Genomic DNA, 25,101 nt, shown 5'->3' on the forward strand with positions numbered 1-25,101 from the left:
AGCGAAGCGGCTGGGGTCTCCAGCCGCCTCGCCAGGCCTCTGCTAGCGACGGGCGCGCCGGCGCAGGGCCAGCGGCACGAGCAGCCCGAGGAGCGCGGGCAGCAGGCCGGGGCTCGCGTTGCAGCCGCCGTCATCCCCGTCCTGCGGCTCCTGATCCGGGCCCGGGCCCGCGTCCGGAACGACGCCCGCGTCCGTGGTTCCGGTGCCCGCGTCCGTGCCGGTACCCGCGTCCACGCCGGTGCCCGCGTCCGTGGTTCCGCCGGTGCCTGCGTCCGTGCCGCCGCCCGTGTTCGCTGGGCAGTTACCCAGCGAGTGCTCCAGGGCTCCCAGCGTCGTCGTGGCGGGCCGGGGGCGCGCGCAGAAGTCCTCCGGCACCAGGGTGTTCCGCGGGGCCGCGCCGACGAGGACCGACACGTCGCCCTTGAGGGTCAGGTCGCCCTTGAGCGGCGCCACGTACCAGCCCGCCCAGTCGCCGGTCGTCACGCTCATCCGGTTCGAGCTCGTGGTGACGCTGGAGCCGTCGCGGTTGCGGATGAGGCCGGACATCACGTTGCCGATGGCCTCGCCAGTGGACGGGGCGTAGCGATAGTCCACGCCCGTCGTGCCGATGAACGTGTTGAACAGCACGCGCGTGTTCGCGGCCTTGTTCAGGTACACCGCGACGTCCGAGCAGTTCGCCACGATGTTGTTGCGGATGATTCCGTCCTTGTGCTCCGGCGAGCACGGCACGGTCGGGTCGAAGGCCGGCGCGCAGAACTCGTTCCCGGTTCCGCCTCCGCCAAACGACAGACCGATGCGCGTGTCCCCCGCGGGCTGGTCCTTCACGCACAGGACGCGGTTGCGCTCGAAGAGGCCGCGGTTGCCGCCGCTCTTCATGAAGGCGCCGTAGGAGATGCCGCCCTGCTTGGAGAAGTCATGCAGTTCGTTGTCGCGGACCACCCAGTCGTCGCCCGTGTCGATGTTGAGCTTGGTGACGGGCGTGCCCGTCGCGCGCGCGTGCGTGTCGTAGATTTCGTTGTTCTCGATGAGGCCCCGGTGCGGGATCTCCCACACGCCGCCGGCGTTCTTCGACGCGTTCACCTTGAGCTGCGCGTTGAAGTCGCGCACGCGGCTGTTGCGCAGGACGAAGTTCTCCGCGTGGCCGGTGACGTGGAAGGCGTGCTCACAGGTCTGGTCGTTGGCGCAGATGCCCTCCACCGTGAGCCCGTCGAAGGTCCAGTACCGGCCGGACACCTTGAAGCCCTCCTGCGCGTTGAAGCGCACGACGGCCGCGTGGCGGTTCTTCGCGCGCACGATGATGGGCGCTGCCTGGGTGCCCTCCGCGGCGCAGTTGAGGTTCGCGTTGACGGTGTACGTGCCGTCCTCCAGGACGAGCTCATCGCCGGCCTTCGCGGACGAAAGCGCGGTCTGGAGCTCGGCCACGGTGGTGATGCTCTTCACGGCTGCGCTGCCCGTCAGCGGCAGCAGGAGCAGGGTGAGGGAAAGGGTTCTCAAGGGGGACTCCCGGTACAAGGTCAAGAGGGACCCGGACGTTACCGGATCCCCACCGGAGCAGGCAGCCGTGCGTGCGCAGGCATTCCGGCCGCTAGAGAACCCGACTCCGCGTGAACATTTGTTGTTCCATGGCTCGCCAATCCAGAGGCTCGCGACGGGGACGCTCCATGCTCACGGTGTCAGTGCTCGCGGGGGTGCTGCTCACGGCTCCCGGCGCGTTCGCGCTGCCTTCCCAGGGACAGTCGCTGCCCGAGTTCTCCGCGCGCGACCTGACGAACGGGAAGCATGCGAGCGAGGAGTTGAAGGGGCGCCCCACGCTGCTGGTCGTCATCACCGAGAAGGACGCGGGCGCCCAGATGCGCGGATGGTTCGACGCGGCGGACCAGCACGTCTCGGACTCGGTGCACCGCCAGTCGCTCATCGCCCTCAAGCTGCCGTTCTTCGTCAGCGAGGGCACCGCGCGCGGCAAGGCGAAGGGCCAGGTGCCTCAGGCCTACTGGCAGGACACCTGGCTGGACAAGAACGGTGACATGGCCAAGGCCCTGGGCCTCTCCCCCAGCGAAACCCCCTATGTCCTGGCGCTGGACGCGGAAGGACGGGTGCTGGCCAGCGTCCACGCCACCGTGGACTCGCAGGAAGCGCGGACCATCTGGTCCGCGCTCCGGTAGTGACGCGAGGAGGCTAGTAGCGCCCGCCGCTGTCGAGGATGGCCTGCAGCTGCTGCTTGTCGTTGGAGAAGGGGAACGCCTGGTACAGCTGGTAGCCGTTCTGCGGATCCAGCAGCGTGGGCCGCATCAGGCGCACCACCTCCAGCTTGTCGTTGGAGAAGTTGAACTGCCCCAGCACGGACAGGATGTGCGTCACGAGGAAGTTCTCGTTCGGGGCCACCTGCGACAGGATGCGCAGCTTCTCGCGCGGGAAGGACTCGCGCACCATCGCCGCGGTGATGTTGCGGAACTGCACGTCCGAGATGGGCCGGACGACCGGCGGCGGCGGGGGCGGCAGCGGCGCCGGGTGGTTGACCACCACCGGCGCGGCGTCGTCCACGTACTCACTCAGCTTGTCCAGCTCCTCCATGGCGTTGCGGATGCTCTCGCGGCCCTTGGCGTCCTTCGTGCGGGACATCGCGTCGCGCAGCGCGTTCTCCAGCCGGTCGATGCGGCGCGCCACCTGCTCACGGTCGATGACGACCTGGTTGCGCGAGGGCACCGGCATCGGCATCGGCTGGGGCATCGGTCCCGGGCGCGGCGTGGACTGGCCCGGGGGCGGCGGGCGGCGGAACTCGGCGCCGCCAGAGATGGTGACTGATTCCGCCGTTTTGGGCGCCGTCTGGGCCAGGGCCGCGGCGGAGGAGAGCAGGACGACGGCGAGGGTCAGGGCCTTCATGGTGTGCATCCTTGGGGGTGTTCGTGCTTCGTCCCATCTGACGGGCAAGAGGGCCGCTCATTCAAGCCCCCTCCCATCTTCCCCAGGAAGGCCCTGCCGTCAGGGCGGCTCAGCCTCGCTTGGAGACGACCTGGCCGTCGGCGCCAATCTCGTAGACGAGCGGCACGCCGGTGGCGAGCTCCAGGCCCACCACCGTCTCGCCGGACAGCTTGTCCAGGCGCATCACCAGGGAGCGGTTGGAGTTGCCGTGCGCCACGACGAGCACGTTCTTGCCCTGGCGCAGGTCGCCCGCGATGGCGCGGTCGAAGAAGGGCAGCACGCGCTTGGCGGTCATCTCCAGGGACTCGCCGTTGGGGGGCGGCACGTCAAAGGAGCGGCGCCAGACGTGGACCTGCTTCTCGCCGAACTCCTTGGCGGCGTCCGCCTTGTTGAGGCCCTGCAGGTCGCCGTAGTGGCGCTCGTTGAGGGCCGCGTCGCGGATGACGGGCGGGGTCTGCTTCAGCGCCTCCAGCAGGATGGCCAGCGTCTGCTGCGCCCGGCTGAGGGCGGAGGTGTAGGCCACGTCGAACTTCACGTCCTGGAGGGCGTCGGCGGCCTTGCGGGCTTCGGCGCGGCCCTGCTCGGTGAGGGGCACGTCCACGAAGCCGGTGAAGCGGTTCTCAAGGTTCCAGAGGGACTGACCGTGACGGACGAGGGCGAGGATGGGCATGGCCTCCCTGCTAGCTCAACCGGGGGCGGGGGGAAAAGAGGCAAGCCCCGTCCACCCGCCCGGCCCTTCGTCTTGCGGCCACGCTCCGGGGCGCGTCAGCCGGTGGCCGGGGTCTCCTGCTGCAGGCGCTCGCAGACGGCCGCCACGGCGCTCAGCGTGTTGAACAGGTCCACCATGCCCACCTGGAGGCCCAGGTCGTCCTCGATGCGGTTGGCCAGCATCGTGGCCAGCAGCGAGTTGCCCCCCACCTCCAGGAAGTGGTCCTCCGGCCGCACGGCGTCCACCCCCAGCAGCTCCTGCCAGTACCCGGCCAGCCGCGCCTCCATGGGCGAGGGGACTGCGCTCTGTGTGCTCATGGTGGGCTGCTCCGGATTCTGGATTTGCTGCAAATTGAGGAAAATAGAACTACCGCGTCAAGGCTGACCGCGCCAGGGCGAGCAGGCGGGCTTCGGCGTCCCCCGGTTTCTGGGCTTCCCTGGCAGGCTCGGGAGCCATGGACCACGCGAACGAGGCCTCAACGGATGCCGGGGACGAGGACGCGCCCATGGCGGTGGCGGTGGTGGGGCTGGCGCTGCGCTTTCCGGGGGCGGAGGACGCGCGCCAGTACTGGCGCAACCTGGTGGGCGGGGTGGACTCCATCACCCGGCTGGACGCGGCGGGCCGCGAGCGGCTGGGGCTGCCGCAGGGCGACGAGTGGATCACCGCGGCGGGAGTGCTGGAGGAGGCGGAGGGCTTCGACGCGGCGTTCTTCGGGTACCCGGCGCGCGAGGCGGAGCAGATGGATCCTCAGCACCGGGCGCTCCTGGAGTGCGCGTGGGCGGCGATGGAGTCCGCGGGGTATGCGCCCCGGGGCCAGCCGATGCGGGCGGCGGTGTACGCGGGGGCGGGCTTCACGACGTACGGGGGGCGGGACGTGGCCGCGGGGTTGGCGGGGGCGCTGGGGCTCTCCGGGGACTTCCTCGCCACGCGGGTGTCGTACGAGCTGGACCTGACGGGCCCGGCGATGACGGTGCAGACGGCGTGTTCCACGTCGTTGGTGGCGCTGCATCTGGCCTGTCAGTCGCTGCTCGCGGGCGAGTGCGACCTGGCGCTCGCGGGAGGCGTGTCCATTCGCACGCCGCAGCTGGGGGCGCATCGCAACCAGGAGGGCGGCATCCTGGCGCCGGATGGGCGCTGCCGGCCGTTCGACGTGAACGCGGCGGGCACGGCTGTGGGCAATGGCGTGGGGATGCTGGTGCTCAAGCGGCTGGCGGACGCGGTGGCGGACCGGGACAGCATCCGCGCCATCGTGCTGGGCACGGCGTTGAACAACGACGGGGGCGCGAAGACGGGGTTCGCGGCGCCTTCGGTGCAGGGACAGGTGGCGGTCATCCGCGAGGCGCTGTCGGTGGCGGGGGTGGCGCCTTCGGACGTGTCCTATGTGGAAGCGCACGGGACGGCGACGGCGTTGGGGGATCCGATTGAGGTCGCGGCGCTCAAGCAGGTGTTCCAGGGGGCTCCTCCGGGCGCGTGTGGTCTGGGCGCGGTGAAGAGCAACTTCGGGCACCTGGACGCGGCGGCGGGCGTGGCGGGGGTGATCAAGACGGTGCTGTCGATGGAGCACCGCACGCTGCCTCCGACGCTGCACTTCACGAAGCCGCATCCGATGTTGGAGCTGGAGGGCAGTCCCTTCCAGGTGGTGGGGAGCACGCGTGCTTGGGAGGGCCCGTTGCCGCTGCGCGCGGGGGTGACGGCGCTGGGGATTGGAGGCACGAACGCGCACGTGGTGTTGCAGGAGGCGCCGGCTCTTCCGGAGTCGGATGCGCCCCGGCGCGGTGAAGAGGTGCTGCTCTTGTCCGCGAAGACGGAGGGCGCGCTGGAGCGGATGACCGCGGCGCTCGCGGAGCGCTTGCGTGAGCATGCGGCTCCCGTTGCGGCGGCCTCGCGCGCGGAAGCGACTTCGCATGCGGAAGGGGTCGCGGTGAAACGGCAGGCGGGAGTGGACAACGGCGCCGCATCACCCGCGCGGTCCGCGCCCCCTGCTTCGGGCGCCTGGCTCGCGGACGTCGCTCATACGTTGCAGGTGGGGCGTGCGCGCTTCCCGTGGCGCCGCTTCGTCGTGGTCCGTCCGGGCGAGGACGCGGCGGCGCTGCTGGAGGGGCGGTCCTCTGCCGGTGAGGACGCGCCTCCTCGGAGCCGCACCGTGTTCGACGAGGGCGAGTCTCGCGGCGTGGCCTTCCTGTTCCCGGGCGGCGGTGCGCAGCGGGTGAACATGGGCGAGGCGTTCCTTCGCGAGCCGGCGTTCCGCGCGGCCATCGACACGTGCGCGGAGTTGCTTCGCGGTCCCATGGGCGCGGACCTCCGCGACATCCTCTTCGCTGGACCCGAACGCTTCGACGAAGCGGCCCGTGAGCTGGACCGGCCGCTGTGGTCCCAGCCCGCGCTGTTCGTCTGCGACTGGGCGCTCGCTCAGCTGTGGCTGTCGTGGGGCGTGAAGCCGGACGCGTTGCTGGGGCACTCGCTCGGCGAATACGTGGCCGCGTGCCTCGCGGGTGTGTTCACGCTGGAGGAAGCGCTGGGCCTCGTCGTCGCTCGCGGGCGCTTGATGGAGGCGATGCCACCGGGCGGGATGCTGTCCGTGCTCGCGTCCGTGGAGCAGGTCTCGGAGCTCGTGGGGCCGGCCGTGTCGGTAGCGGCCATCAACGGACAGGAGACCTGTGTCCTCTCTGGACCGCTGCCGGAGTTGGAGGCGGCGGAGCAGGCGCTGACGGCGCGGGGCATCGAGCACAAGCGGGTGCGCTACGCGCGCGCCGCGCACTCCTCCATGATGGAGCCGTACCTGGAAGGCTTCGCTCGGGAAGTGGCCCGCGTGAAGCTCCGCGCGCCCTCGCTGCCCGTCGTGTCCAGCCTCACCGGCCGGTGGCTCCAGGAGCGCGAGGCGACGTCGCCGGATTACTGGGTCCGGCACCTGCGGCACACGGTCCGCTTCTCCGATGCGCTGGGCTGCCTGCTGGAGTCCGGGGACCGCGCACTGATTGAAGTGGGCCCGGGCACGACGCTCACCGCGCTCACGAGGCAACATCCGGCGCGCAAGACGCAGCCCGTGTTGGCCACCCTGCCGACGAAGGGCGACGCGCCTGGGAGCGCCCTGGCGGCCCTGGGCGAAGCGTGGGCCGCGGGCGTGGACGTGGACTGGGAACGCATCCGGGACGGCGAGCGGCGCCGTCGCGTGGACCTTCCGACCTACAGCTTCGACCGCGAGCACTACAGCCTGGATGACGCCACGCCGATCCCCGTCGCACGCGACGCCATGGCTGCCAAGGCGAAGGCGACCGGGCCCTTGAAGCCGAAGGCTCAGGCTCCCCGTCGCGGTGAGCGCGTGGCGCCCCGTGACGCCACGGAGCAGTCCCTGGTCGAGTGCTTCCAGACGCTGTTCCGCCTGGACGACGTGGGCATCCACGACGACTTCTTCGCGCTGGGCGGCGACTCGCTGGTCGCACTCCGGCTGCTCGCGATGATCTCCGAACGCTTCGGCAAGCGGCTCGCGCTGAAGGAGATGCTGACCGCGCCCACGGTGGAGTTGTTGGCGCGGAAGCTGGGCGGACGCGAGGAGGGCCGGTCCCTGCCACCCGGGGTCGCGTCGCTCCAGCAGGGCACACGCGGTCCGCCGCTCTTCTTCGTGCACGCGGCCGGAGGCCAGGCGGTGTTCTACCGGGAGCTGGCGCGCGCCATCGACGCGGGCCGGACCGCCTACGCTTTCGAGTCCCGGGGCCTGGAGCCGGACGGACCGCTGCACACGTCCGTCGACGAGATGGCGACGGCCTACCTGGAGGGCCTGCGCGCATTGCAGCCCGTGGGGCCGTACCTGCTGGTGGGCGCGTCGTTCGGCGGCGCGGTGGTCTACGAGATGGCCCGCCGGCTGGCGGCGGAAGGCCACGCGGTGCCGCTGTGCGCGATGCTCGACACGCCGGGCCCTGGGGACATCGCCCGAGCCCAGGTGGGCGGAGTGGGCTTCGCGCAGGAGCAGGTCTTCGCGGATCCGGAGGAGCAGCGTCGGTACGTGCGCGTCTGGGAGGCGAACATGACGGCCCTGCGCGACTACGCCATGCCCCGCTTCGAGGGTGGCACCCTCCAGTTCTTCCGCGCGGCGACTGTCATCGAGCACATGCCGAAGCACGTGGAACTCGAATGGCTGGACTCGGGCGCGGTGCTCCGGGTGGAGACCGTGCCCGGCGACCACCAGTCGATGCTCACGGGCGGGAACGCTGAAGGGCTGGGCGCGAAGCTCGCGGCGCTCCTTCCGTGAACGAGGCGCTCAGCTGGAGCCTGGACGGCCGCGCCGCTGGGCCATGCGCCGCAGGTTGTCTCGCCGCTGCGCGCCCGGGTCCTGCGCGGGCGAGGGAGCCGCCGCAGGTGGGGTGTCCTTCGGCGGTGACAGGTGTCCTGCGAGCGCGCGCACCGTGGGGTACTGGAAGAGGGTGATCAGCGGAACCTTGCGGCCCACCAGCGCCTCCAGCTTCGCGTGCACGGACTGGAGCAGCAGTGAGTTGCCGCCCAGGTCGAAGAAGTTGTCGCTCGCGCCCACGCGCTCCAGCCCCAGCACTTCGGCCCAGAGCGCGGCCAGCGTCTGCTCCAGGCCGGCTTCGGGGACACGGTAGTCCTCGCTCAGTTCGGGCCGGTGGACGTCCGGCGCGGGCAGTGCCTTGCGGTCCAGCTTGCCGTTCGCGGTGAGCGGCAGTCGCTCCAGCACCACGAACGCCGACGGAACGGCGTGCTCCGCGAGCGATCGCCGCAGCGAGGAACGAAGCGCGTCCACCGTGAACGCGGCCCCTTCGCGGAGCACCAGGTACGCGACCAACCGCCGTTGTCCCGGCACGTCCTCGCGCACCTGCGCTACCGCTTCCTTCACCGCGGGCTGCGAGAGCAGCGCGGCCTCCACCTCGCCCAGTTCGATGCGGAAGCCCCGCAGCTTCACCTGCGAGTCCGCGCGGCCCCGGAACTCCAGCGTCCCGTCCGCGAGCCACCGCACCACGTCGCCCGTGCGGTACAGGCGCGCGCCGGGTTCGCGGGAGAATTGATCCGGTCCGAAGCGCTCCGCCGTGAGCGAGGGCTGACCCAGATAGCCGCGCGCTACCTGGGCACCACCCAGGAACAGCTCGCCCCACAGGCCCACCGGCACGGGCTGTCCCGCGCCATCCAGCACGTACACGCGCACGTTGGGCTCCGGGCTGCCGATGGGAGGCAGCAGTCCTTCGGCCGCTTCGGGCTTCACGACGCCGGAGGTCGCGATGACGGTGTTCTCCGTGGGGCCGTAGCAGTTGAGCCACTGGCCCGGAACGGAGGGCCCCGGACGGCGGTGCAGCACGTCGCCGGCCACATGCACCCGGCGCAGCGGCATGTCCGCGGGCCATGGCTGCTCCAGCGCGGCCTCCGCCATGGGCGTGGGCAGCGTGGTGAGCGTGATTCCCTCCGCCGCGAGCCACCGCACCAGCCGGGCGGGTTCCGCACGCACCTCGTCCGAGGGCAGATGGAGGCTGGCGCCATGCGTGAGTGACGGCCAGGTCTCGAAGACAGTCGCGTCGAACGCGAGCCCCGTCAGCAGCGTGGCCCGGTCTCCCGGTTCAATCCCCGCCGCCGTGCCGAGCCCCGCGACGAGGTTCGCCAACGTCCCATGCGTCACCGCGACGCCCTTGGGCCGGCCGGTGCTGCCCGACGTATAGATGACGTAGGCCATCGCCTCCGCGTGCAGTGTCACTGCGGGCGCGGTGACTGGATGGGTCTCCAGCGCGGGCTCCGCGTCCAGGCAGAGCACGCGCACGCCGCATCCCTCGAAGCGGGAGGCGAAGGCCTGCTGGGTGACGACGATGCGCGCGCCACTGTCCGTGAGCACGTGCCGCCACCAGGCCTCCGGCCACGTCAGGTCCATGGGCAGATAGGCCCCGCCCGACTTGAGGATGCCCAGCGCGCCCCACACGTAGCCGGGCGTGCGGTCCAAGCACAGGGCGACCACGGTCTCCGGCTGCACACCCTGCGCTCGCAGCAGGTTCGCGAGCTGGCTCGACCGGGCCTCCAACTCCCCGAACGTCAGTTGCTGCCTGTCGCCCGCCAGCGCGAGCGCCTCCGGCCTCAGCCGCGCCTGCTCCGCGATGCGCGTGGGCATGCGCAGGTCCTCGGGGACATCGAGCGCGGTGTCGTTCCACTCGATGAGGACCTGCTGGCGCTCCGCCTCTGTCAGCAGCGACAGCGACGCGAGCGGCCGCTCCGGGTGTCGTGTCACCTGCTCCAGCAAGCGCAGGTAGTGCCCGGCCATGCGCTCCACTGTCGCCGCGTCGAAGAGCGCGGTGTTGTATTCCCAGTGCGTCAGCAACCCGGTGGCGGATTCGCGCATGAACAGCGTGAGGTCGTGCTTCGCGAGCCCTGGATCAAAGGGCACCGGCGCTGTCTCCAGCCCTCGCAGGGGGAAGCCGGGGAAGTCCTTGAAGAGGGCGAACACGGCCTGGAACACGGGCGTGCGGCTCAGGTCTCGCGGCGTCTGGAGCGCGTCCACCAGTTGTTCGAAGGGCACCTCCTGGTGCGCATACGCGCCCAGGCACGTCTCGCGCACCCGGGCGACGAGGACCTGGAAGGACTCGGCGCCGGAGACCTTCACGCGCAGGGGCAGGGCGTTGACGAAGAAGCCGATGAGCCCCTCCACCTCACGGTGGTTGCGGCCGGAGATGGGCGAGCCGACCACCACGTCGTCCTGACCGCTGTATCGCGACAGCAGGGCGTGGAAACCCGCGAGCAGCGCCATGAAGGACGTGACGCCCTGCTGGTGACACAGTTCGCGCACGGCGGCGTCCACCGCGGCGGGGATCCGCACCATGTGGGCCGCGCCCGCCTGGGCCTGCACGGGCGGCCGAGGCCGGTCGGTGGGCAGCTCCAGCGCGTGGGGAGCGCCGTTCAACTGCCGTTTCCACCACGCGAGCTGCGCGTCGAGCCCTTCGCCCTGCAACGTCGCGCGCTGCCAGCGGGCGTAGTCCGTGTATCGGATGGGCAGCGGTGGCAGGCGCGGCGTCTGGTTCCGGGTGAAGGCGTCGTAGAGGATGCCCAGCTCGCGCCCCATCACGTCCGTGGACCAGCCGTCCGTGATGATGTGATGCATGAGCAGGAAGAGCGCGTGGTCTTCCGCATCCAGCCGCAGCAGCGTCGCCGTCAGCAGGGGACCCGTGCGCAGGTCGAAGACGTGGCGCATCCGCTCCTCGGCTCGCTGGCGCAGGACGGTGTCGCGCTGCTGGGGTGGCACGTCCTCCAGCCGCTCGAAGGCGAGCGCGAAGGGAACCGAGGTCAGGACGCGCTGAGCGGGCTGGCCGTTCTCCTCCGCGAACACCGTGCGCAGGGACTCGTGACGGTCGATGAGCGCCGCGAGTGACCGCTCCAGCGCGGCCACGTCGAGCGGTCCCTTGCACCGGATGAACAGCGGGACGTTGAAGGCGAACCCGCTCGGTGCGAGCGCGTCGATGAACCACAGCCGCTGCTGCGGGAAGGACTGGGGCGCGGAGTTTCCGGCCTCCGTGCGCACCAGGGGCGGTGCCTGGAGGGGATGGGCTTCCTGGCGCAGGGCTTCGATTCGCGCGGCCAGCTCCGCGAGCGTCGGGGCTTCGAAGAGCACCCGCACGGGCAGCTCCATCTGGAGCGACTCACGCAGCCGGGAGGCCACCTGGGTCGCGAGCAGCGAGTGCCCGCCCAGTTCGAAGAAGTGGTCCTGCGCGCCCACGCGAGGCACACCCAGCAGCGGTGCCCAGATGTCCGCGATGAGCTTCTCCACCGCGGAGACCGGGGCCACGTAGACGGTCCCGGGGATGGCCTCTTCCGTCGGAACGGGCAGGCCGTTGCGGTTCACCTTGCCACTGGGCGTCAGGGGCAGCGCGTCCATGCGCACCAGCGCCGAAGGCACCATGTACTCCGGCAGCCGTCGCGCCAGTGCGTGTCTCAGCGCCTCCGCGGAGAAGGCCGTCTCCGGTTGCACCACGTAGGCCACCAGCCGCTTGAAGCCTGGGGTGTCCTCACGCAGCGCGACGACCACGTCCTGCACGTCGGGTAGGGCTCGCAGGGCGGACTCCACTTCGCCCAACTCGACGCGGAAGCCACGCAGCTTCACCTGACCGTCCAGACGGCCCAGGAACTCCAGTTGTCCATCCGCGAGCCAGCGCGCCTTGTCGCCCGTGCGGTAGAGGCGGGCGCCCGGCGTGGCGCTGAAGGGGGAGGGCACGAAGCGCTCCGCGGTGAGGTCCGGCCGGCCGTGGTAGCCGTGCGCGAGCCCTTCGCCTCCGATGAACACCTCTCCTGGGACGCCGACGGGGCTCGGATTCCCGCGGGCATCCAGGACGTAGGTCTGGACGTTGGTCAGCGGTGTTCCCACTGAAGGGAGCGCGGGCCAGGTGCTCGGAGTCCCTGACGCCCGCCATGCGCTGGCGGCGTGCGTCTCCGAAGGACCGTACTGGTTTTCGAGGACGCAGCCGGGCAGCCGTTCGAAGAGGGAGACGAGAGCGGGCGTCACCTGGAGTTGTTCGCCCGCGGTGATGACCTCGTTGAGTGGGGGCAGCTCCGTCGCGGTGCGCGCTGCTTCAGATAGCGACTGGAGCGCGACGAAGGGGAGGAAGAGGCGCTCCACGCGGTGCTGGGTGAGGAAGCGCAGCAGTGCGGGTGGATCGCGGCGCAGTTCGGCGGAGCTGAGCAGCAGGCGGCCGCCGATGCACCACGTGCCGAAGATCTCCTGGAAGGAGACGTCGAAGTTGAGCGAAGCGAACTGGAGCGTGGTGGCTTCCGCGCGGACGGCGCGGCGGGTCTGCCATGCGAGCATGTTGCCGATGCCCCGGTGGGACATGGCGATGCCCTTGGGGCGGCCGGTGCTGCCCGAGGTGAAGACGACGTAGCAGACCGCTTCGGGGGACAGCCTCACGTTCGGCGACGCGGTGGAGCGGGAAGCCAGCGAGACGGTCTCCATCGTCACGATGCGCGCGGAGGTGTCCGGAGGAAGGGCCCGCGCGAAGCCTTCATGCGCGAGGACGACCGGAGCGCGTGTGTCCTCCACCATCAGGGCCAGACGCTCGGCTGGGTAGTTCGGATCCAGCGGGACGTAGGCCGCGCCAGCCTTGAGGGTGGCGAGGACGGCGACAGGCATGTCGAGGTTGGATCGCTCCAGGCACAGCCCGACGGAGCTTCCCGGCGTGACGCCCAGGTCGATGAGATGATGGGCGAGCTGATTGGCGCGAGCATCCAGTTGCGCGTAGGTCAGCGACTCCGCGCCGTTCGTCACCGCGATGGCATCCGGTGTCCGAGCGACCTGTGCCTCCACCCAGCGGTGCATGAGGCCCGGCTCGAAAGAGAGGTCCTTCGCGGCGTTCCACTTCACGACGACCTGCTGCCGTTCCTCTTCGGAGAGGAGCGGCAGGGCCGACAGGGGCTGCTCGGGATGGCGGACCGCTCCTTGGAGCATTCGCACGTAGTGCCCGGCCATCCGGGTGAGGGTCGCCTCCTCGAAGAGGGCGGTGTTGTATTCCCAGAAGGCCGTCAGCCCCTGCTCCGACTCGCGCACGAAGAGCATGAGGTCGAAGCGGGAGACGCCCGTCTGGAAGGGGACGTCCTCCGCTTGGAGCCCGGGCAACGAGAAGGGGACGGCCGCCTGTTGCAGGACGAAGAGGGCCTGGATCAGCGGCGCACGGCTCAGGTCGCGTGGCGGCTTGAGTGCCTCCACGATTTGTTCGAACGGCAGGTCCTGATGCGCGAAGGCGCCCAGGCAGCTCTCGCGCACGCCGCGCAACAGGTGGCGGAAGGAGCGCGTCCCTGCGACATCCGCGCGCAGGGCGAGCGTATTGACGAAGAGGCCGAGGAGCCCTTCCACCTCACGGCGGTTGCGGCCAGAGATGGGAGAGCCGACCACCACGTCGTCCTGGCCGCTGTATCGCGCGAGCAGGGCCTGGAATCCCGCCAGCAGGGTCATGAACAGCGTGGTGCCCTCGCGCTGGCCCATGGCGACGAGGGCGCTGGTCAGCGCGGGTGGCAGGGGGACTTCGATGTACGCGCCCTGGAAGGTCTGCACGGGTGGACGTGGCTTGTCGGTCGGCAGGTCCAGCACGGGCGGTGCCCCCGCGAGCTGCTCACGCCACCACGCCAATTGTTCTTCCAGCACGTCGCCCTGCAACCACGCGCGCTGCCACAGCGCGTAGTCCGCGTACTGGATGGAAATGGGCGGGAGCTCGGCCTCCGTGCCCTTGAGCCGGGCGAGGTAGAGCGCATCCAGCTCCCGCTGGAGCAGTGCGATGGACCAGCCGTCGAAGGCGCTGTGATGGAAGTTGAGGACGAGGACCTGATCCTCGTCCGCGATCCGGAGCAGCGTGGCTCGGATCAGGGGGCCTCGCCGCAGGTCGAAGGGCACATGCGCTTCGACCTCCACCTGACGCTGGAGCGGAATGCGCGGATCCACGTCCACCAGCTTCACAGTGAGCTTCCACGCGGGCCCGATGCGTTGCACCGGCTGGCCGTCCACTTCGTCGAACGTGGTGCGCAGGACCTCGTGACGCCGGATGAGGACGTTGAGCGCGTCCTCCAGCGCGTGCGTGTCCAGCCGTCCCCGCAGCCGGGTGACCAGGGGCAGGTTGTAGGCGTGCGCGCTGGTGTCCAGCTGCGAGACGAACCACAGCCGCTGCTGGGAGAACGACTGTGGAACGAGCTCGCCGCGAAGCTGGGGCACCAGCGGCGGGACGGCCTTCCGGTTCGCGCCGTGGAGATGCTCCTCCAACCGCGCGGCGAGCTGCGCGACGGTGGGCGCCTCGAAGAGGACTCGCAGGGACAGGTCCACCTGGAAGGCCTCCCGCAACCGGGAGACCACCTGCGTGGCGAGCAGCGAGTGCCCACCCAGCTCGAAGAAGTGGTCCTGCAGGCCCACGCGCGGCACCACGAGCAGGGAGGCCCAGATGTCCGCGATCACCTTCTCCACCGCCGTCATGGGGGCCAGGAACCCGGTGTCGTCCGCGGCTTCGTCCTTGGGCGCGGGCAGGCCGTTGCGGTTCACCTTGCCGCTCGGGCCCAGCGGTAGCGCGTCCATGCGCACCAGTGCGGAGGGCACCATGTGCTCCGGCAGCCGTCGCGCCAGCGCCTGTCTCAGCGCCTCCGGTGAGAAGGATGCTTCCGGTTGGACCACGTAGGCCACCAGCCGCTTGTGGCCCGGTGTGTCCTCGCGCACCACGACGACCACGTCGCGTACGTCGGGCAGGACGCGCAGGGCTGCTTCCACTTCGCCCAGTTCGACGCGGAAGCCACGCAGCTTCACCTGTCCGTCCAGACGGCCCAGGAACTCCAGTTGTCCATCCGCGAGCCAGCGGGCCTTGTCGCCCGTGCGGTAGAGGCGTGCGCCCGGCGTGGGTCCAAACGGAGAGGGGGTGAAGCGCTCCGCGGTGAGGTCTGGCCGGCCGTGGTAGCCGTGCGCGAGTCCTTCACCGCCCACGTACAGCTCGCCCGGGACCCCAACGGGGCAGGGCTCGCGGCGCGGATCCAACACGTAGGCCTGGACCGAAGGCAGCGGCGTTCCCACCGGAGGCAGGGCGGGCCACGTGCTCGGGACACCTGACGCACGCCACGCGGAGACCGCATGGGTCTCCGAAGGACCGTACTGGTTTTCGAGGTCGCAGCCGGGCAGCCGTTCGAAGAGGGAGACGAGAGCGGGCGTCACCTGGAGTTGTTCGCCCGCGGTGATGACCTCGTTGAGCGGGGGCAGCTCCGTCGCGGTGCGAGATGCTTCGCTCAGCGACTGGAGCGCGACGAAGGGGAGGAAGAGGCGCTCCACGCGGTGCTGGGTGAGGAAGCGCAGCAGTGCCGGTGGATCACGGCGCAGTTCGGCGGAGCTGAGCAGCAGACGGCCACCGATGCACCACGTGCCGAAGATCTCCTGGAAGGAGACGTCGAAGTTGAGCGAGGCGAACTGGAGCGTGGTGGCTTCCGCGCGGACGGCGCGGCGGGTCTGCCACGCGAGCATGTTGCCGATGCCCCGGTGGGACATGGCGATGCCCTTGGGCCTGCCAGTGCTGCCCGAGGTGAAGACGACGTAGCAGACCGCTTCAGGTGACAGCCTCACGTTCGGAGACGCGGTGGAGCGGGAGGCCAGTGAGACGGTCTCCATCATCACGATGCGCGCGGAGGTGTCTGGAGGAAGGGCCCGCACGAAGCCCTCATGTGCGAGGACGACCGGAGCGCGCGTGTCCTCCACCATCAGGGCCAGGCGTTCGGTCGGATAGTTCGGATCCAGCGGGACGTAGGCCGCGCCGGCCTTGAGTATGGCGAGGACGGCGACAGGCATGTCGAGGCTGGAGCGTTCCAGGCACAGCCCGACGGAGCTTCCCGGCGTGACGCTCAGGGTGATGAGGTGGTGCGCGAGCTGATTGGCGCGAGCATCCAGTTGCGCGTAGGTCAGCGACTCCGCGCCGTTCGTCACCGCGACCGCTTCCGGTGTCCGAGCGACCTGTGCCTCCACCCAGACGTGGATCAGCCCCGGCGTGGGAACCCGCTCCTCGCGGCTGTTCCATGCGACCAGGAGTTGCTCGCGTTCCTCCCGCGACAGGAGCGACAGGTCCGCCAAAGGCAGTTCGGGGTTCGCGGTGACGCCTTCGAGCAACCGCACGTAATGCCCGGCCATCCGGGCGAGGGTCGCCTCCTCGAAGAGGGCGGTGTTGTACTCCCAATAGGCGACGAGCCCTTGCGGCGTCTGCCTCATGAACAGCATGAGGTCGAAGCGGGAGACACCCGACTGGAACGGGAAGTCCTCCACCGCGAGGCCGGGCAGGGACAACGGCGTCGCGGCCCGCTGCAGGACGAACATCGTCTGCACCAGGGGCGTCCGGCTCAGGTCTCGCGGCGGCTTGAGCGCGTCCACGAGCTGTTCGAACGGCAGGTCCTGATGCGCGAACGCGCCCAGGCAGCTCTCACGCACACCGCGCAGCAGCTGCCGGAAGGAACGCGAGCCAGAGACATCCGCGCGCAGGGCGAGCGTGTTGACGAAGAAGCCGATGAGTCCTTCCACCTCCCGGTGGTTGCGGCCGGAGATGGGCGAGCCGACCACCACGTCGTCCTGACCGCTGTAGCGCGCAAGCAGGGCCTGGAATCCCGCCAGCAGCGTCATGAACAGCGTGGCGCCCTCGCGCTGTCCCAGCAACTGGAGCGAGCCGTGGAGGGGCTGGGGCAGCAGCACTTCGAAGTTCGCGCCCTGGAAGGTCTGCACGGGCGGACGTGGCTTGTCGGTGGGCAGATCCAGCACGGGCGGTGCTCCCGCCAGCGCCTCCCTCCACCAGGCGAGCTGGTCCTCCAGTTCCTCCCCCTGGAACGACTCACGCTGCCACCGCGCGTAGTCCACGTACTGGAGGGACAGGGGCGGCAGCGTGCCCTGGCCGTGCGCGGGGTAGAGCGCGTTCAATTCGCGCTGGAGCACGTCGATGGACCACCCGTCGAAGACGATGTGGTGGATGACGAGCATCAACACATGATCGTCATCCGCGACGCGCAGGAGCAGCCCCCGCATCAGCGGGCCTCGCCGCAGGTCGAATGGGCGCCGGGCCTCCGTGGCCAGCTGCCCCGGGAGCTTCGCGGCCTCTACGTTCGTCCTCACCAACGTGAAGTTCCATGCCGGCCCGATGCGCTGCACCGGCTGACCCTCCACCTCGTCGAACGTGGTGCGCAGGACCGCGTGCCGCCGGATGATCTCCGCGAGGCTCCGTTCCAGTGCGTTCGCGTCCAGCGCGCCCCGCAGCCGGGTGACCATGGGCACGTTGTAGGAGTACCCCAGCGTGTCGAGCTGCGAGATGAACCACAGCCGCTGCTGCGCGAACGACTGTGGCAACCAGCCGTCCCGGGGACCGGGCACCAGAGGGAGGGACTGGATCCGGCTGCTCTCCATTCGCAGTGCATCGATGCGCGCCGCGAGGCTGGTGACCGTGGGCGCCTCGAACAGCGCTCGCACGGACAGGTCCACCTGGAACGTCTCCCTCAGCCGGGAGGTGACCTGGGTAGCGAGCAGCGAGTGCCCACCCAGTTCGAAGAAGGAGTCCTGAGTGCCCACGCGCGTGCGGCCCAGGAGCGCGGCCCAGACCTCCGCCACCGCCGTCTCCGTCGGGGTGACCGGCGCCACGTAGCCGTCCTCCGCGAGCGTATCGCCCACGGGCGTGGCGAGCGCCCTTCGGTCCACCTTGCCCACGGGCGTCAGCGGCAGCCGGTCCAGCTTCACGAAGGAGGACGGGACCAGCGGCGCCGGCAGCTGGGCGGACAGGCGCGAACGCAGCGTGCTCACGTCCACGCTCGCGCCGGTCACATATGCCACCAGTCGCTTGTCGCCGGGCGCGTACTCGCGCACCTCCGCCACGGCGTCCTCCACGCCAGGCAGGTGGCGCAGGGCGGTTTCAATCTCCCCCAGTTCGATGCGGAAGCCGCGCAGCTTCACCTGCGTGTCCGCGCGCCCCATGAAGGCCAGCTCGCCGGAAGGCAGCCACCGTGCACGGTCGCCCGTGCGGTACAGCCGGGCACCGGGGACGTCGCTGCACGGATGGGGCACGAAGCGGTCCGCGGTGAGCTCCGGCCGGTCCATGTAGCCCCACGCGAGACCGTCGCCTCCCACGTACAGGTCGCCCACGACTCCGGTGGGCACCGGCTCCAGGCGCGCGTCCAGCACCAGCGCCTGGGAGTTCTCCAAGGGGCGGCCAATGGGCACGGGCATCCGCGCGTCCATGTCTCGCTTCACCTGATACGTGGCGGAGAACGTGGTGTTCTCCGTGGGGCCGTAGCCGTTGATGACCGCTCGGCCCGCGTCCAGCAGCTTGCGCGCGGCCAGCGGGGACAGCACGTCGCCGCCCGCGAGCACCTGCCCCACGCGAGCGAGCGCCGCGGGCCGGTTCAGCGCCATCTGCTCGAAGAACGCAGTGGTGAGGAACAGCACGCTGATGCGTTCTCGCTCCAGCGTCGCTTCCAGCTCCTCCAGCGACGGCGTCACCGGTGGATAGAGGAACAGCTTCGCGCCGCTGAGCAGCGCTCCCCACAGCTCCAGCGTCGCGGCGTCGAACGACGTGGTGGCCAGCTGGAGGACGACGTCTTCGGCGCGGAACCGGACGTAGGACACGCCCTTCACCAGCCGCGTCACGGCCCGGTGGGGAACGCCCACGCCCTTGGGCTGCCCGGTGCTCCCGGACGTGTACATGACGTACGCGAGCGCATCGGCGGGGACGTGCACCTCGGGCGCTGCCTTCGGTTGAGCCTCGAAGGTCCGCCAGGACGGGTCGAGCACCACGACCCGTGAGGCCAATCCCTTCAGCGAGGACTCGCGTCCCTGCTCCAGCAGGAGCACGGTTATGCGGGCGTCGCGCGCCATGAACTCCAGGCGCTCGGGGGGATAGCCAGGATCCAGTGGGACGTACGCGCCTCCCGCCTTGAGGATGGCGAGCGTCGCCACGACCATCTCCAGCGACCGGCCCGCGCACAGGCCCACCGGTGTTCCCAGCCGCACGCCCTGCCCACGCAGGTGGTGCGCGAGCTGATTGGCCCGTGCTTCCACTTCCGCATACGTGAGCCGGTGGCCTCCCGCTTCCACGGCCACGGCGCCGGGCGTCCGCGCGGCCTGCTCCGCGAAGAGCGCGGGCAGGGACTCATCGCGAGGGTAGGGGACGGCGGCTCCCGTCCCCTGGTCGAGCAGGCGCTGCCGCTCCATCGAGGTGAGCAGCGGAAGCGTGGCCACGGGACGCTCCGGCTCAGAGACCGCGGCCTCCAGCAGGCGCGTGTAGTGCTCCGCGAAGCGCGCCACCGTCGCTGCGTCGAAGAGGTCGGTGCTGTACTCCCAGAGCCCCACCAGCCCTTCCGGCGTTTCGCGCAGGAAGACGGTGAGGTCCATTCGCGACACGCCCGGTTCGAAGTCCAACTCGGAGGTGCGCAGCCCCTCCAGCTCCAGCGCGGGCACGGCCGAGTGCTGGAGTGTGAAGAACACCTGGAACAGGGGCGGGCGGCTCAGGTCGCGCTCGGGTTGGAGCGCGTCCACCAACTGCTCGAAGGGCACTTCCTGATGCGCGTACGCGTCCAGGCACGTCTTGCGCACGCGGTGCAGCAGTTCTCCGAAGCCGAGCGCACCTTCACCCCGCACGCGCAGGGGCAGGGTGTTGATGAAGAAGCCGATGAGCGGTTCCACCTCCTGGCGCGTGCGTCCGGAGATGGGGGAGCCGATGACGATGTCGTCCTGGCCGCTCAGCCGCGAGAGCAGCAGATTCATCCCACCCAATAGCGCCATGAACAACGTTACGCCCTGCTTGCGGCACAGCGCTTCCAGCGCCTTGCCCAATGCCGGAGGGAGCGCATGGCGGTACACCGCGCCCCGCGTGGACTGCGCGGCGGGGCGGGGACGGTCCGTGGGCAGCTCCAACGCGGCGGGCGCTCCCGACAACTCACCTCGCCACCATTCCAGTTGCTGCTGGAGGTGCTCGCCCTGGATCCACTGCCGCTGCCACACCGCATGGTCCGCGTACTGCACGGGCAGCGCGGGCAGCACGGGCGTCGTGCCGGCGCGATAGGCCACGTAGAGCGCTTGAAGCTCCCGCTCCATCACCGTGAGCGACCAGCCGTCGCAGCAGATGTGATGCAGCATCAGGAGCAGCACGTGCTCCGCTTCTCCCAGCCGCAAGAGCCGCACACGCACCAGCGGTCCCGCGCCCAGGTCGAAGGGCACGCGCGCCTCCGTCTCCGCGGCTTGTCGCAGGACCTGCTCCCGTTCGGACGCGGGTATCGCCTCCAGCGACTCCACGTGCAGCGGCAGGGACAGCGAGGGCGCGATTCGTTGCACTGGCTGCCCATCCACGATGGCGAAGGTGGTGCGAAGCGCTTCGTGCCGCTCCACCAGCACGGCAAGTGCTCGCTCCAGCGCGGGGACGTCCAACGCTCCGGTGAGCCGCGCGAAGTACGGGACGTTGTAGGAGATGCCCCCGGGCGTGAGCTGCTCGATGAACCACATCCGCTGCTGCCCGAAGGAGAGCGGCAGCAAGGCGTCACGGGGGACGGGCACCACGGGCGGTGCTCGACGACGGGGCCTCGCCGGGGACTTCGGCGCGGAGGCGGAAGGGGAGCCGGGGTGCTCGGTCGTCATGTCTCGCTCAGGGGGGAAAGCGGGGAAGGGGCCGCCCTCGGGGGGCGGCTCGGCTCAAGCGGACTGCTCCTGGCGCAGTTCGTCGCACAGCGTGGCCACGGCCCGGAGCGTGTTGAACAGCTCCGCCATGGACACCTCCACGCCCAATTCGCTCTCGATGCGGTTGGACAGGACCGTGGCCATCAGGGAGTTGCCGCCAATCTCCAGGAAGTGGTCCTCCGGGCGCACGACCTCCACGCCCAGCAACTCCTTCCACCACGCCGCGAGCTTCGCTTCCGTGTCCGTGGGACTGGTGGCTTCTTCAGGGCTCGGGTTCATGGCCGTTCCTCCCGCCCGCTCACGCGGGCTTCAGCCTGTCGCGCAGCAGATACTTGCGCACCTTGCCGGTGGCCGTCTTGGGCATCTCGTCGATGAGGTCCAGGCGGTCCGGCCAGTACTGGTTGGACATGCCCTGCTGCTTGAGATGGTCGCGCAGCTCGTTGAGCGTGGGCGGGGCCTCGCCCTCGCGCACCACGACGACGGCGCACACCCGCTCGCCGCCAATCTTGTCGTCCGAGTGCGCGACGACCGCGACCTCCTTCACCTTCGGGTGCGAGTACAGCGCGGACTCCACCTCCACCACGGGGATCTTGTACCCGTACCGGAAGATGACGTCCTTCAGCCGCCCCACGATGCGGATGCCACCCCGCCCGTCGTCGCGCGCCAGGTCGCCCGTGTCGAACCAGCCCTCCGCGTCCGTCGCCGCGGCGTACACGTCGTCGCGCTTGAAGTAGGTGAGGCACTGGCTGGCGCCTCGCACCATCAGCCGCCCCGTCCCGTCCGGATACGGCGTGCCGTCCTCCGCGAGCGCGGGGACGATCTTCGTCTCCATCCACGCCACCGCGCGCCCGTCGCTCTGGCTGGGCCAGTCCGGTGCATCTTCATGCCGGGTGATGGTGACCGCACCGTTCTCCGTCATGCCCCACAGCGTGTGCAGCCGCACGCCGAACACCTCGCGCACCGCCGCGATGAGGTGCGGCGGCACCGGGATGGAGCCCGTGGCCAGCTGCCGGAGCGAGGAGGTGTTCCGCTGGCGCTTTCGCTGCAACGCGATGAGGTTCATCAGGTACGTGGGAATGCCGTACGTGAACGTGACGCCGTGCTCCTCGAAGAGCTTGAGCGTCAGCTCCGGGTCGCCCACGTCCATGTAGATGGCCGTGGCCCCCAGGAGCATGGGCATCAGGTACGAATACGTGAACCCCGTGGACGCCGTCAGCAGCGACGGCAGCGCCACCACGTCCGTTCCGTCGATGCCCAGCGTGTCGCACAGCGCGCGCGTGATGCCGTAGTTCGTGTTGTGCGAGTGCACCACGCCCTTCGGCTCACCCGTGGTGCCGGACGTATAGAGGATGTTGCACACGTCGTCCGCGGCCGCCGGGGCCACGCCCTCCAGAGACGCTTCCTTCTCCCACTCGCGCTCGATGAAGTGGCGCTCGAAGTCCCGCTCGCCCGCTTGGAGGTCGGTGTTGCTGCCCAGCAGCACCCGGTGGCGCAGCGACGGCAGCACCCCCGCGATGTCGCGCGCCATGTCCCGGTGTGAGTGCCCCGTCCACGACGTGGGCCCCACGTACACGGAGGCCTCCGTGCGCCCGAGGATGAACTCCACCTCGCGCCGCCGGTAGTCCGGCGGAATGGGCGCGATGACCGCTCCCAACCGCGCGCACGCCAGCGCCAGCGCCGTGAAGTGCCACCCGTTGGGCAGCTGCACCGCGACGATGTCCTCGCGCCCCACGCCCAGCTCGCGCAGGCCCAGCGCGAACCGATCCATGTATCGCGCCAGCTCCGCGTACGTCAGCCGCGTGATGTCCTTGGAAAAGTACCGTGCGGCGATGATCGCGGTCTTGTCCGGGTGCGCCTGGACGCAGCGACGCAGATCGTCAACCACCGTGGTGTCACGCCACCAACCCTTTCGGCGGTACTCCGAACCCTTCTCCAATGCCGCTGCGTTATGGAAACGCTGCCCCATGCGAAGGTCTCCTCCGAGTGACGCGAAACCGGGGAATGCCGGGCCTTCCGCGCGTGTAACACCGCGAGATTACCGGGCAAGACGGTTTTTTCTTGTAGGTCTATATCTTAAGAAAATCCGCGTTGACGGCGCATGATGCGATTTCCTAGGGTGTCTCACAACAGCCGGATTCCGGGGCTGTAACAGCGACGCTACGGGCATGACTTTCTCGGCGAATCCAACGACCCCCGGGCTGTCGCGCGACGCGCGGACGCCAGATGAACCCACGGCCTCCGGTGGCCCGGTGGTGCCTGCCCGCACCAGTGACGGGGCTGCGGGCGCCGCGTCGGATGCGGGGCTGGCGTTGCTGCCCCGGCGGGCCCTGCGGATCCGGCGGACCATCGTGCGGCTGGCGGCGACGCCGTCGGGCTGTCACCTGGGCGGCTCGCTGTCGATGGTGGAGATTCTGGTGGCGCTGCTGGGCCGGGTGATGCGCGTGGATCCGCGCGCGCCGAAGTCACCGGAGCGCGACCACCTCATCCTGTCCAAGGGGCACGCGGCGGCGGGGCTCTACGCGGCGCTGGCGGAGTTCGGCTTCGTGGACGTGGAGACGCTGGTGCGCGAGTACAACGCGGACGGCAGCATCTTCACCGGCCACGTGAACGCGGCGGTGCCGGGCGTGGAGTTCGCCACCGGCAGCCTGGGCCATGGGCTGGGGTTGGGTGTGGGGCTGACGCTCGGGCATGTGCTGCGCGGGGAACCCAACCGCACCTTCGTCGTCTGCGGCGACGGAGAGATGGGCGAGGGCTCCAACTGGGAAGCGCTCCAGGTGGCGTCGCACCGCAAGCTCACCGGCCTCACGCTGATCATCGACCGCAACGGCGGACAGAACGACGGCCCCACCGAAGCCATCCTGTCGCAGGAGGCGTTGGTGCAGAGGCTGGACGCGTTCGGCTTCCAGTCGCTGGAGGTGGACGGGCACGACCTGCCCGCATTGGTGGCGGCGCTGGAGGCGCCCGTCGTGGGCGGACGTCCGCGCGCCATCGTCGCGCGGACGCGCAAGGGCGCGGGTGTGCCGATGCTCAAGGGCAAGGGGCCGCACTACGCGGTGTTCTCGCCGGAGCACCTGCGCCGGGCGCTCGCGTCGCTGGGGGAGGACGGCCAGTGAGCGCGTCGCTCGAGTCGACGGTGGACCTGGCCTGGGCGCCGGAGGCGTGGCTCGCCGCGCACCCGGAGCTGTCCAGCCGGCTGGTGTTCCGGCATGCGGCGGCGCGCTTCGCGGAGGAGGACGCGCGCGTCGTCTTCCTGGAGGCGGACCTGGGCGGCGGAGGCGATCCGTTCGAGGCGCGCCACCCCCAGCGCTACTTCAACCTGGGCATCTGCGAGGCCACCATGCTGGACATGGCGTGTGGCCTGGCGCACGGCGGACACACCGTCATCGCGCACAGCTTCGCGGCGTTCGGCGTGATGCGCGCGTGCGAGCAGGTGCGGCTGAACCTGGCCTATGCGCGCGCCAACGTGAAGCTGGTGTGCGACTACGGCGGTGTGGCGGGCGCCTTCTTCGGTCCCACGCACCACGCCATCGAAGACCTGGCCGTGCTGCGCGCGATGCCCAACCTCACCGTGGTGTCGCCCGCGGACGGCCTGGAGACGGTGCACGCCACGCGCGCGATGCTCCAGCACGACGGACCGGTGTACCTGCGGCTGGGCCGCAACCGCGTCACCCGGCTGGACATCCCGCGCCCGCCGTTCGAACTGGGCCGCGCCGCGCTCCTGCGCGAGGGCGACGACGTGGGGTTGCTCGCGCACGGTGAGGTGGGCGTGTCCGTGGCGCTGGATGCCGCGAAGCTCCTGGATGCACAAGGTGTCTCCGCGCGCGTGCTCAACGTGCACACGCTGAAGCCGCTGGACGAGGAGGCGGTGCGCGAGACGGCGGCGCGCACGCGGCTCCTGGTGACCGTGGAGGAGCACAACGTGCTGGGCGGACTGGGCAGCGCGGTGTGCGAGACCGTGTGCTCGCTGGATTTGCAGCGGCGCGTGCTGCGCGTGGGCTTGCAGGACCGGTACGACTCGCGCGCCGGTTCGCACGAAGCGTTGCTCAAGGGCCATGGGCTGGAGGGCGGGCAGGTGGCCGAGCGCATCATGGGAGTGCTCCCAAGAACCCCGGTGTTTGCCGTGGAATCCGCAACGAGGAGGGACTGACATGCAGGTCCAGAACCCGAACCCGATGACGCAGTCCGTGCCGCCGGAGCAGTGCCCGCTGTGCGCGCAGCCGGTGCCGGGCGGCAACCGGATGGTGGGCGAGGTGCTCTCCTGTGGCGGCTGTTCCGCCGAGCTGGAGGTGGTGAGCGTCAACCCGCTGCGGCTCGAGGAAGCTCCCGAGGTCGAGGAAGACTGGGGGGAGTAGCC

Annotated in this window: 12 protein-coding genes; 5 read left to right on the top strand and 7 right to left on the bottom strand. The window is 70.2% G+C overall.

Features of this window, described 5'->3' with window-relative positions; all coding sequences use genetic code 11:
• Positions 1–42: 42 nt before the first annotated feature.
• A complete protein-coding gene (locus GTZ93_RS17450) occupies positions 43–1,494 on the bottom strand; it encodes a chondroitinase-B domain-containing protein (RefSeq protein WP_139923623.1) in 1,452 nt (483 codons plus the stop codon).
• A gap of 167 nt (positions 1,495–1,661) precedes the next feature.
• Between GTZ93_RS17450 and GTZ93_RS17455 the strand changes: the two genes are divergently transcribed.
• On the top strand, positions 1,662–2,162 hold the full coding sequence (locus GTZ93_RS17455; protein WP_139923626.1) for a hypothetical protein: 501 nt from the start codon (positions 1,662–1,664) through the stop codon (positions 2,160–2,162).
• A 13-nt stretch (positions 2,163–2,175) separates the two neighbouring features.
• Here GTZ93_RS17455 and GTZ93_RS17460 read toward each other — a convergent pair whose 3' ends face one another.
• From GTZ93_RS17460 to GTZ93_RS17470, 3 genes are all read right to left on the bottom strand, one after another.
• Positions 2,176–2,880, bottom strand: coding sequence for a DUF4476 domain-containing protein (locus GTZ93_RS17460; protein ID WP_161662883.1), 705 nt, complete (start codon positions 2,878–2,880; stop codon positions 2,176–2,178).
• A gap of 109 nt (positions 2,881–2,989) precedes the next feature.
• Positions 2,990–3,589, bottom strand: a complete 600-nt coding sequence (locus GTZ93_RS17465; protein WP_120581125.1) for a 2,3-bisphosphoglycerate-dependent phosphoglycerate mutase — start codon at positions 3,587–3,589, stop codon at positions 2,990–2,992.
• A gap of 95 nt (positions 3,590–3,684) precedes the next feature.
• The gene (locus GTZ93_RS17470) at positions 3,685–3,945 is read right to left on the bottom strand and encodes a phosphopantetheine-binding protein (protein ID WP_139923629.1); all 261 of its coding nucleotides are present in this window, start codon (positions 3,943–3,945) and stop codon (positions 3,685–3,687) included.
• 137 nt (positions 3,946–4,082) lie between these two features.
• Here GTZ93_RS17470 and GTZ93_RS42805 point away from each other — a divergent pair, with 137 nt between their 5' ends.
• Positions 4,083–7,874: a type I polyketide synthase gene (locus GTZ93_RS42805; protein ID WP_261778545.1), complete on the top strand. Its 3,792-nt coding sequence runs from the start codon at positions 4,083–4,085 to the stop codon at positions 7,872–7,874.
• A 9-nt stretch (positions 7,875–7,883) separates the two neighbouring features.
• Here the strand turns inward: GTZ93_RS42805 and GTZ93_RS17485 are convergent, their stop codons facing one another.
• From GTZ93_RS17485 to GTZ93_RS17495, 3 genes are read right to left on the bottom strand one after another with little or no spacing between them, the layout of a single operon-like run.
• Positions 7,884–20,708 (bottom strand): non-ribosomal peptide synthetase, encoded by a 12,825-nt coding sequence (locus tag GTZ93_RS17485; RefSeq protein ID WP_139918962.1) that lies wholly within the window; start codon positions 20,706–20,708, stop codon positions 7,884–7,886.
• A gap of 54 nt (positions 20,709–20,762) precedes the next feature.
• Positions 20,763–21,026, bottom strand: a complete 264-nt coding sequence (locus tag GTZ93_RS17490) for a phosphopantetheine-binding protein (RefSeq protein WP_120581074.1) — start codon at positions 21,024–21,026, stop codon at positions 20,763–20,765.
• Between the two features lie 19 nt (positions 21,027–21,045).
• On the bottom strand, positions 21,046–22,713 hold the full coding sequence (locus tag GTZ93_RS17495) for an AMP-binding protein (protein WP_120581075.1): 1,668 nt from the start codon (positions 22,711–22,713) through the stop codon (positions 21,046–21,048).
• 199 nt (positions 22,714–22,912) lie between these two features.
• Here GTZ93_RS17495 and GTZ93_RS17500 point away from each other — a divergent pair, with 199 nt between their 5' ends.
• Genes GTZ93_RS17500 through lysW form a run of 3 tightly spaced genes read left to right on the top strand, consistent with a single transcriptional unit; the run spans position 22,913 to position 25,099 of the window.
• Positions 22,913–23,860 (top strand): thiamine pyrophosphate-dependent enzyme, encoded by a 948-nt coding sequence (locus tag GTZ93_RS17500; RefSeq protein ID WP_126936445.1) that lies wholly within the window; start codon positions 22,913–22,915, stop codon positions 23,858–23,860.
• On the top strand, positions 23,857–24,894 hold the full coding sequence (locus tag GTZ93_RS17505) for a transketolase family protein (RefSeq protein WP_139918961.1): 1,038 nt from the start codon (positions 23,857–23,859) through the stop codon (positions 24,892–24,894). Before GTZ93_RS17500 ends, GTZ93_RS17505 begins: the two co-directional genes overlap by 4 nt.
• A 1-nt stretch (position 24,895) precedes the next feature.
• Complete coding sequence (lysW, locus tag GTZ93_RS17510; RefSeq protein WP_139918960.1) at positions 24,896–25,099, top strand: lysine biosynthesis protein LysW; 204 nt, start codon at positions 24,896–24,898, stop codon at positions 25,097–25,099.
• The last annotated feature ends 2 nt before the right edge of the window (positions 25,100–25,101 follow it).

The sequence above is a fragment of the Corallococcus exiguus genome (genome assembly GCF_009909105.1).
Taxonomy (GTDB): domain Bacteria; phylum Myxococcota; class Myxococcia; order Myxococcales; family Myxococcaceae; genus Corallococcus; species Corallococcus exiguus.

Excerpts from the sequence above, each read along its gene's own strand:
- lysW (WP_139918960.1), top strand. The coding sequence starts at position 24,896 with ATGCAGGTCCAGAACCCGAACCCGATGACGCAGTCCGTGCCGCCGGAG.
- GTZ93_RS17500 (WP_126936445.1), top strand. The coding sequence starts at position 22,913 with ATGACTTTCTCGGCGAATCCAACGACCCCCGGGCTGTCGCGCGACGCG.
- GTZ93_RS17495 (WP_120581075.1), bottom strand. The coding sequence starts at position 22,713 with ATGGGGCAGCGTTTCCATAACGCAGCGGCATTGGAGAAGGGTTCGGAG.
- GTZ93_RS17485 (WP_139918962.1), bottom strand. The coding sequence starts at position 20,708 with ATGACGACCGAGCACCCCGGCTCCCCTTCCGCCTCCGCGCCGAAGTCC.
- GTZ93_RS17470 (WP_139923629.1), bottom strand. The coding sequence starts at position 3,945 with ATGAGCACACAGAGCGCAGTCCCCTCGCCCATGGAGGCGCGGCTGGCC.
- GTZ93_RS17490 (WP_120581074.1), bottom strand. The coding sequence starts at position 21,026 with ATGAACCCGAGCCCTGAAGAAGCCACCAGTCCCACGGACACGGAAGCG.
- GTZ93_RS17465 (WP_120581125.1), bottom strand. The coding sequence starts at position 3,589 with ATGCCCATCCTCGCCCTCGTCCGTCACGGTCAGTCCCTCTGGAACCTT.
- GTZ93_RS17460 (WP_161662883.1), bottom strand. The coding sequence starts at position 2,880 with ATGAAGGCCCTGACCCTCGCCGTCGTCCTGCTCTCCTCCGCCGCGGCC.
- GTZ93_RS42805 (WP_261778545.1), top strand. The coding sequence starts at position 4,083 with ATGGACCACGCGAACGAGGCCTCAACGGATGCCGGGGACGAGGACGCG.
- GTZ93_RS17455 (WP_139923626.1), top strand. The coding sequence starts at position 1,662 with ATGCTCACGGTGTCAGTGCTCGCGGGGGTGCTGCTCACGGCTCCCGGC.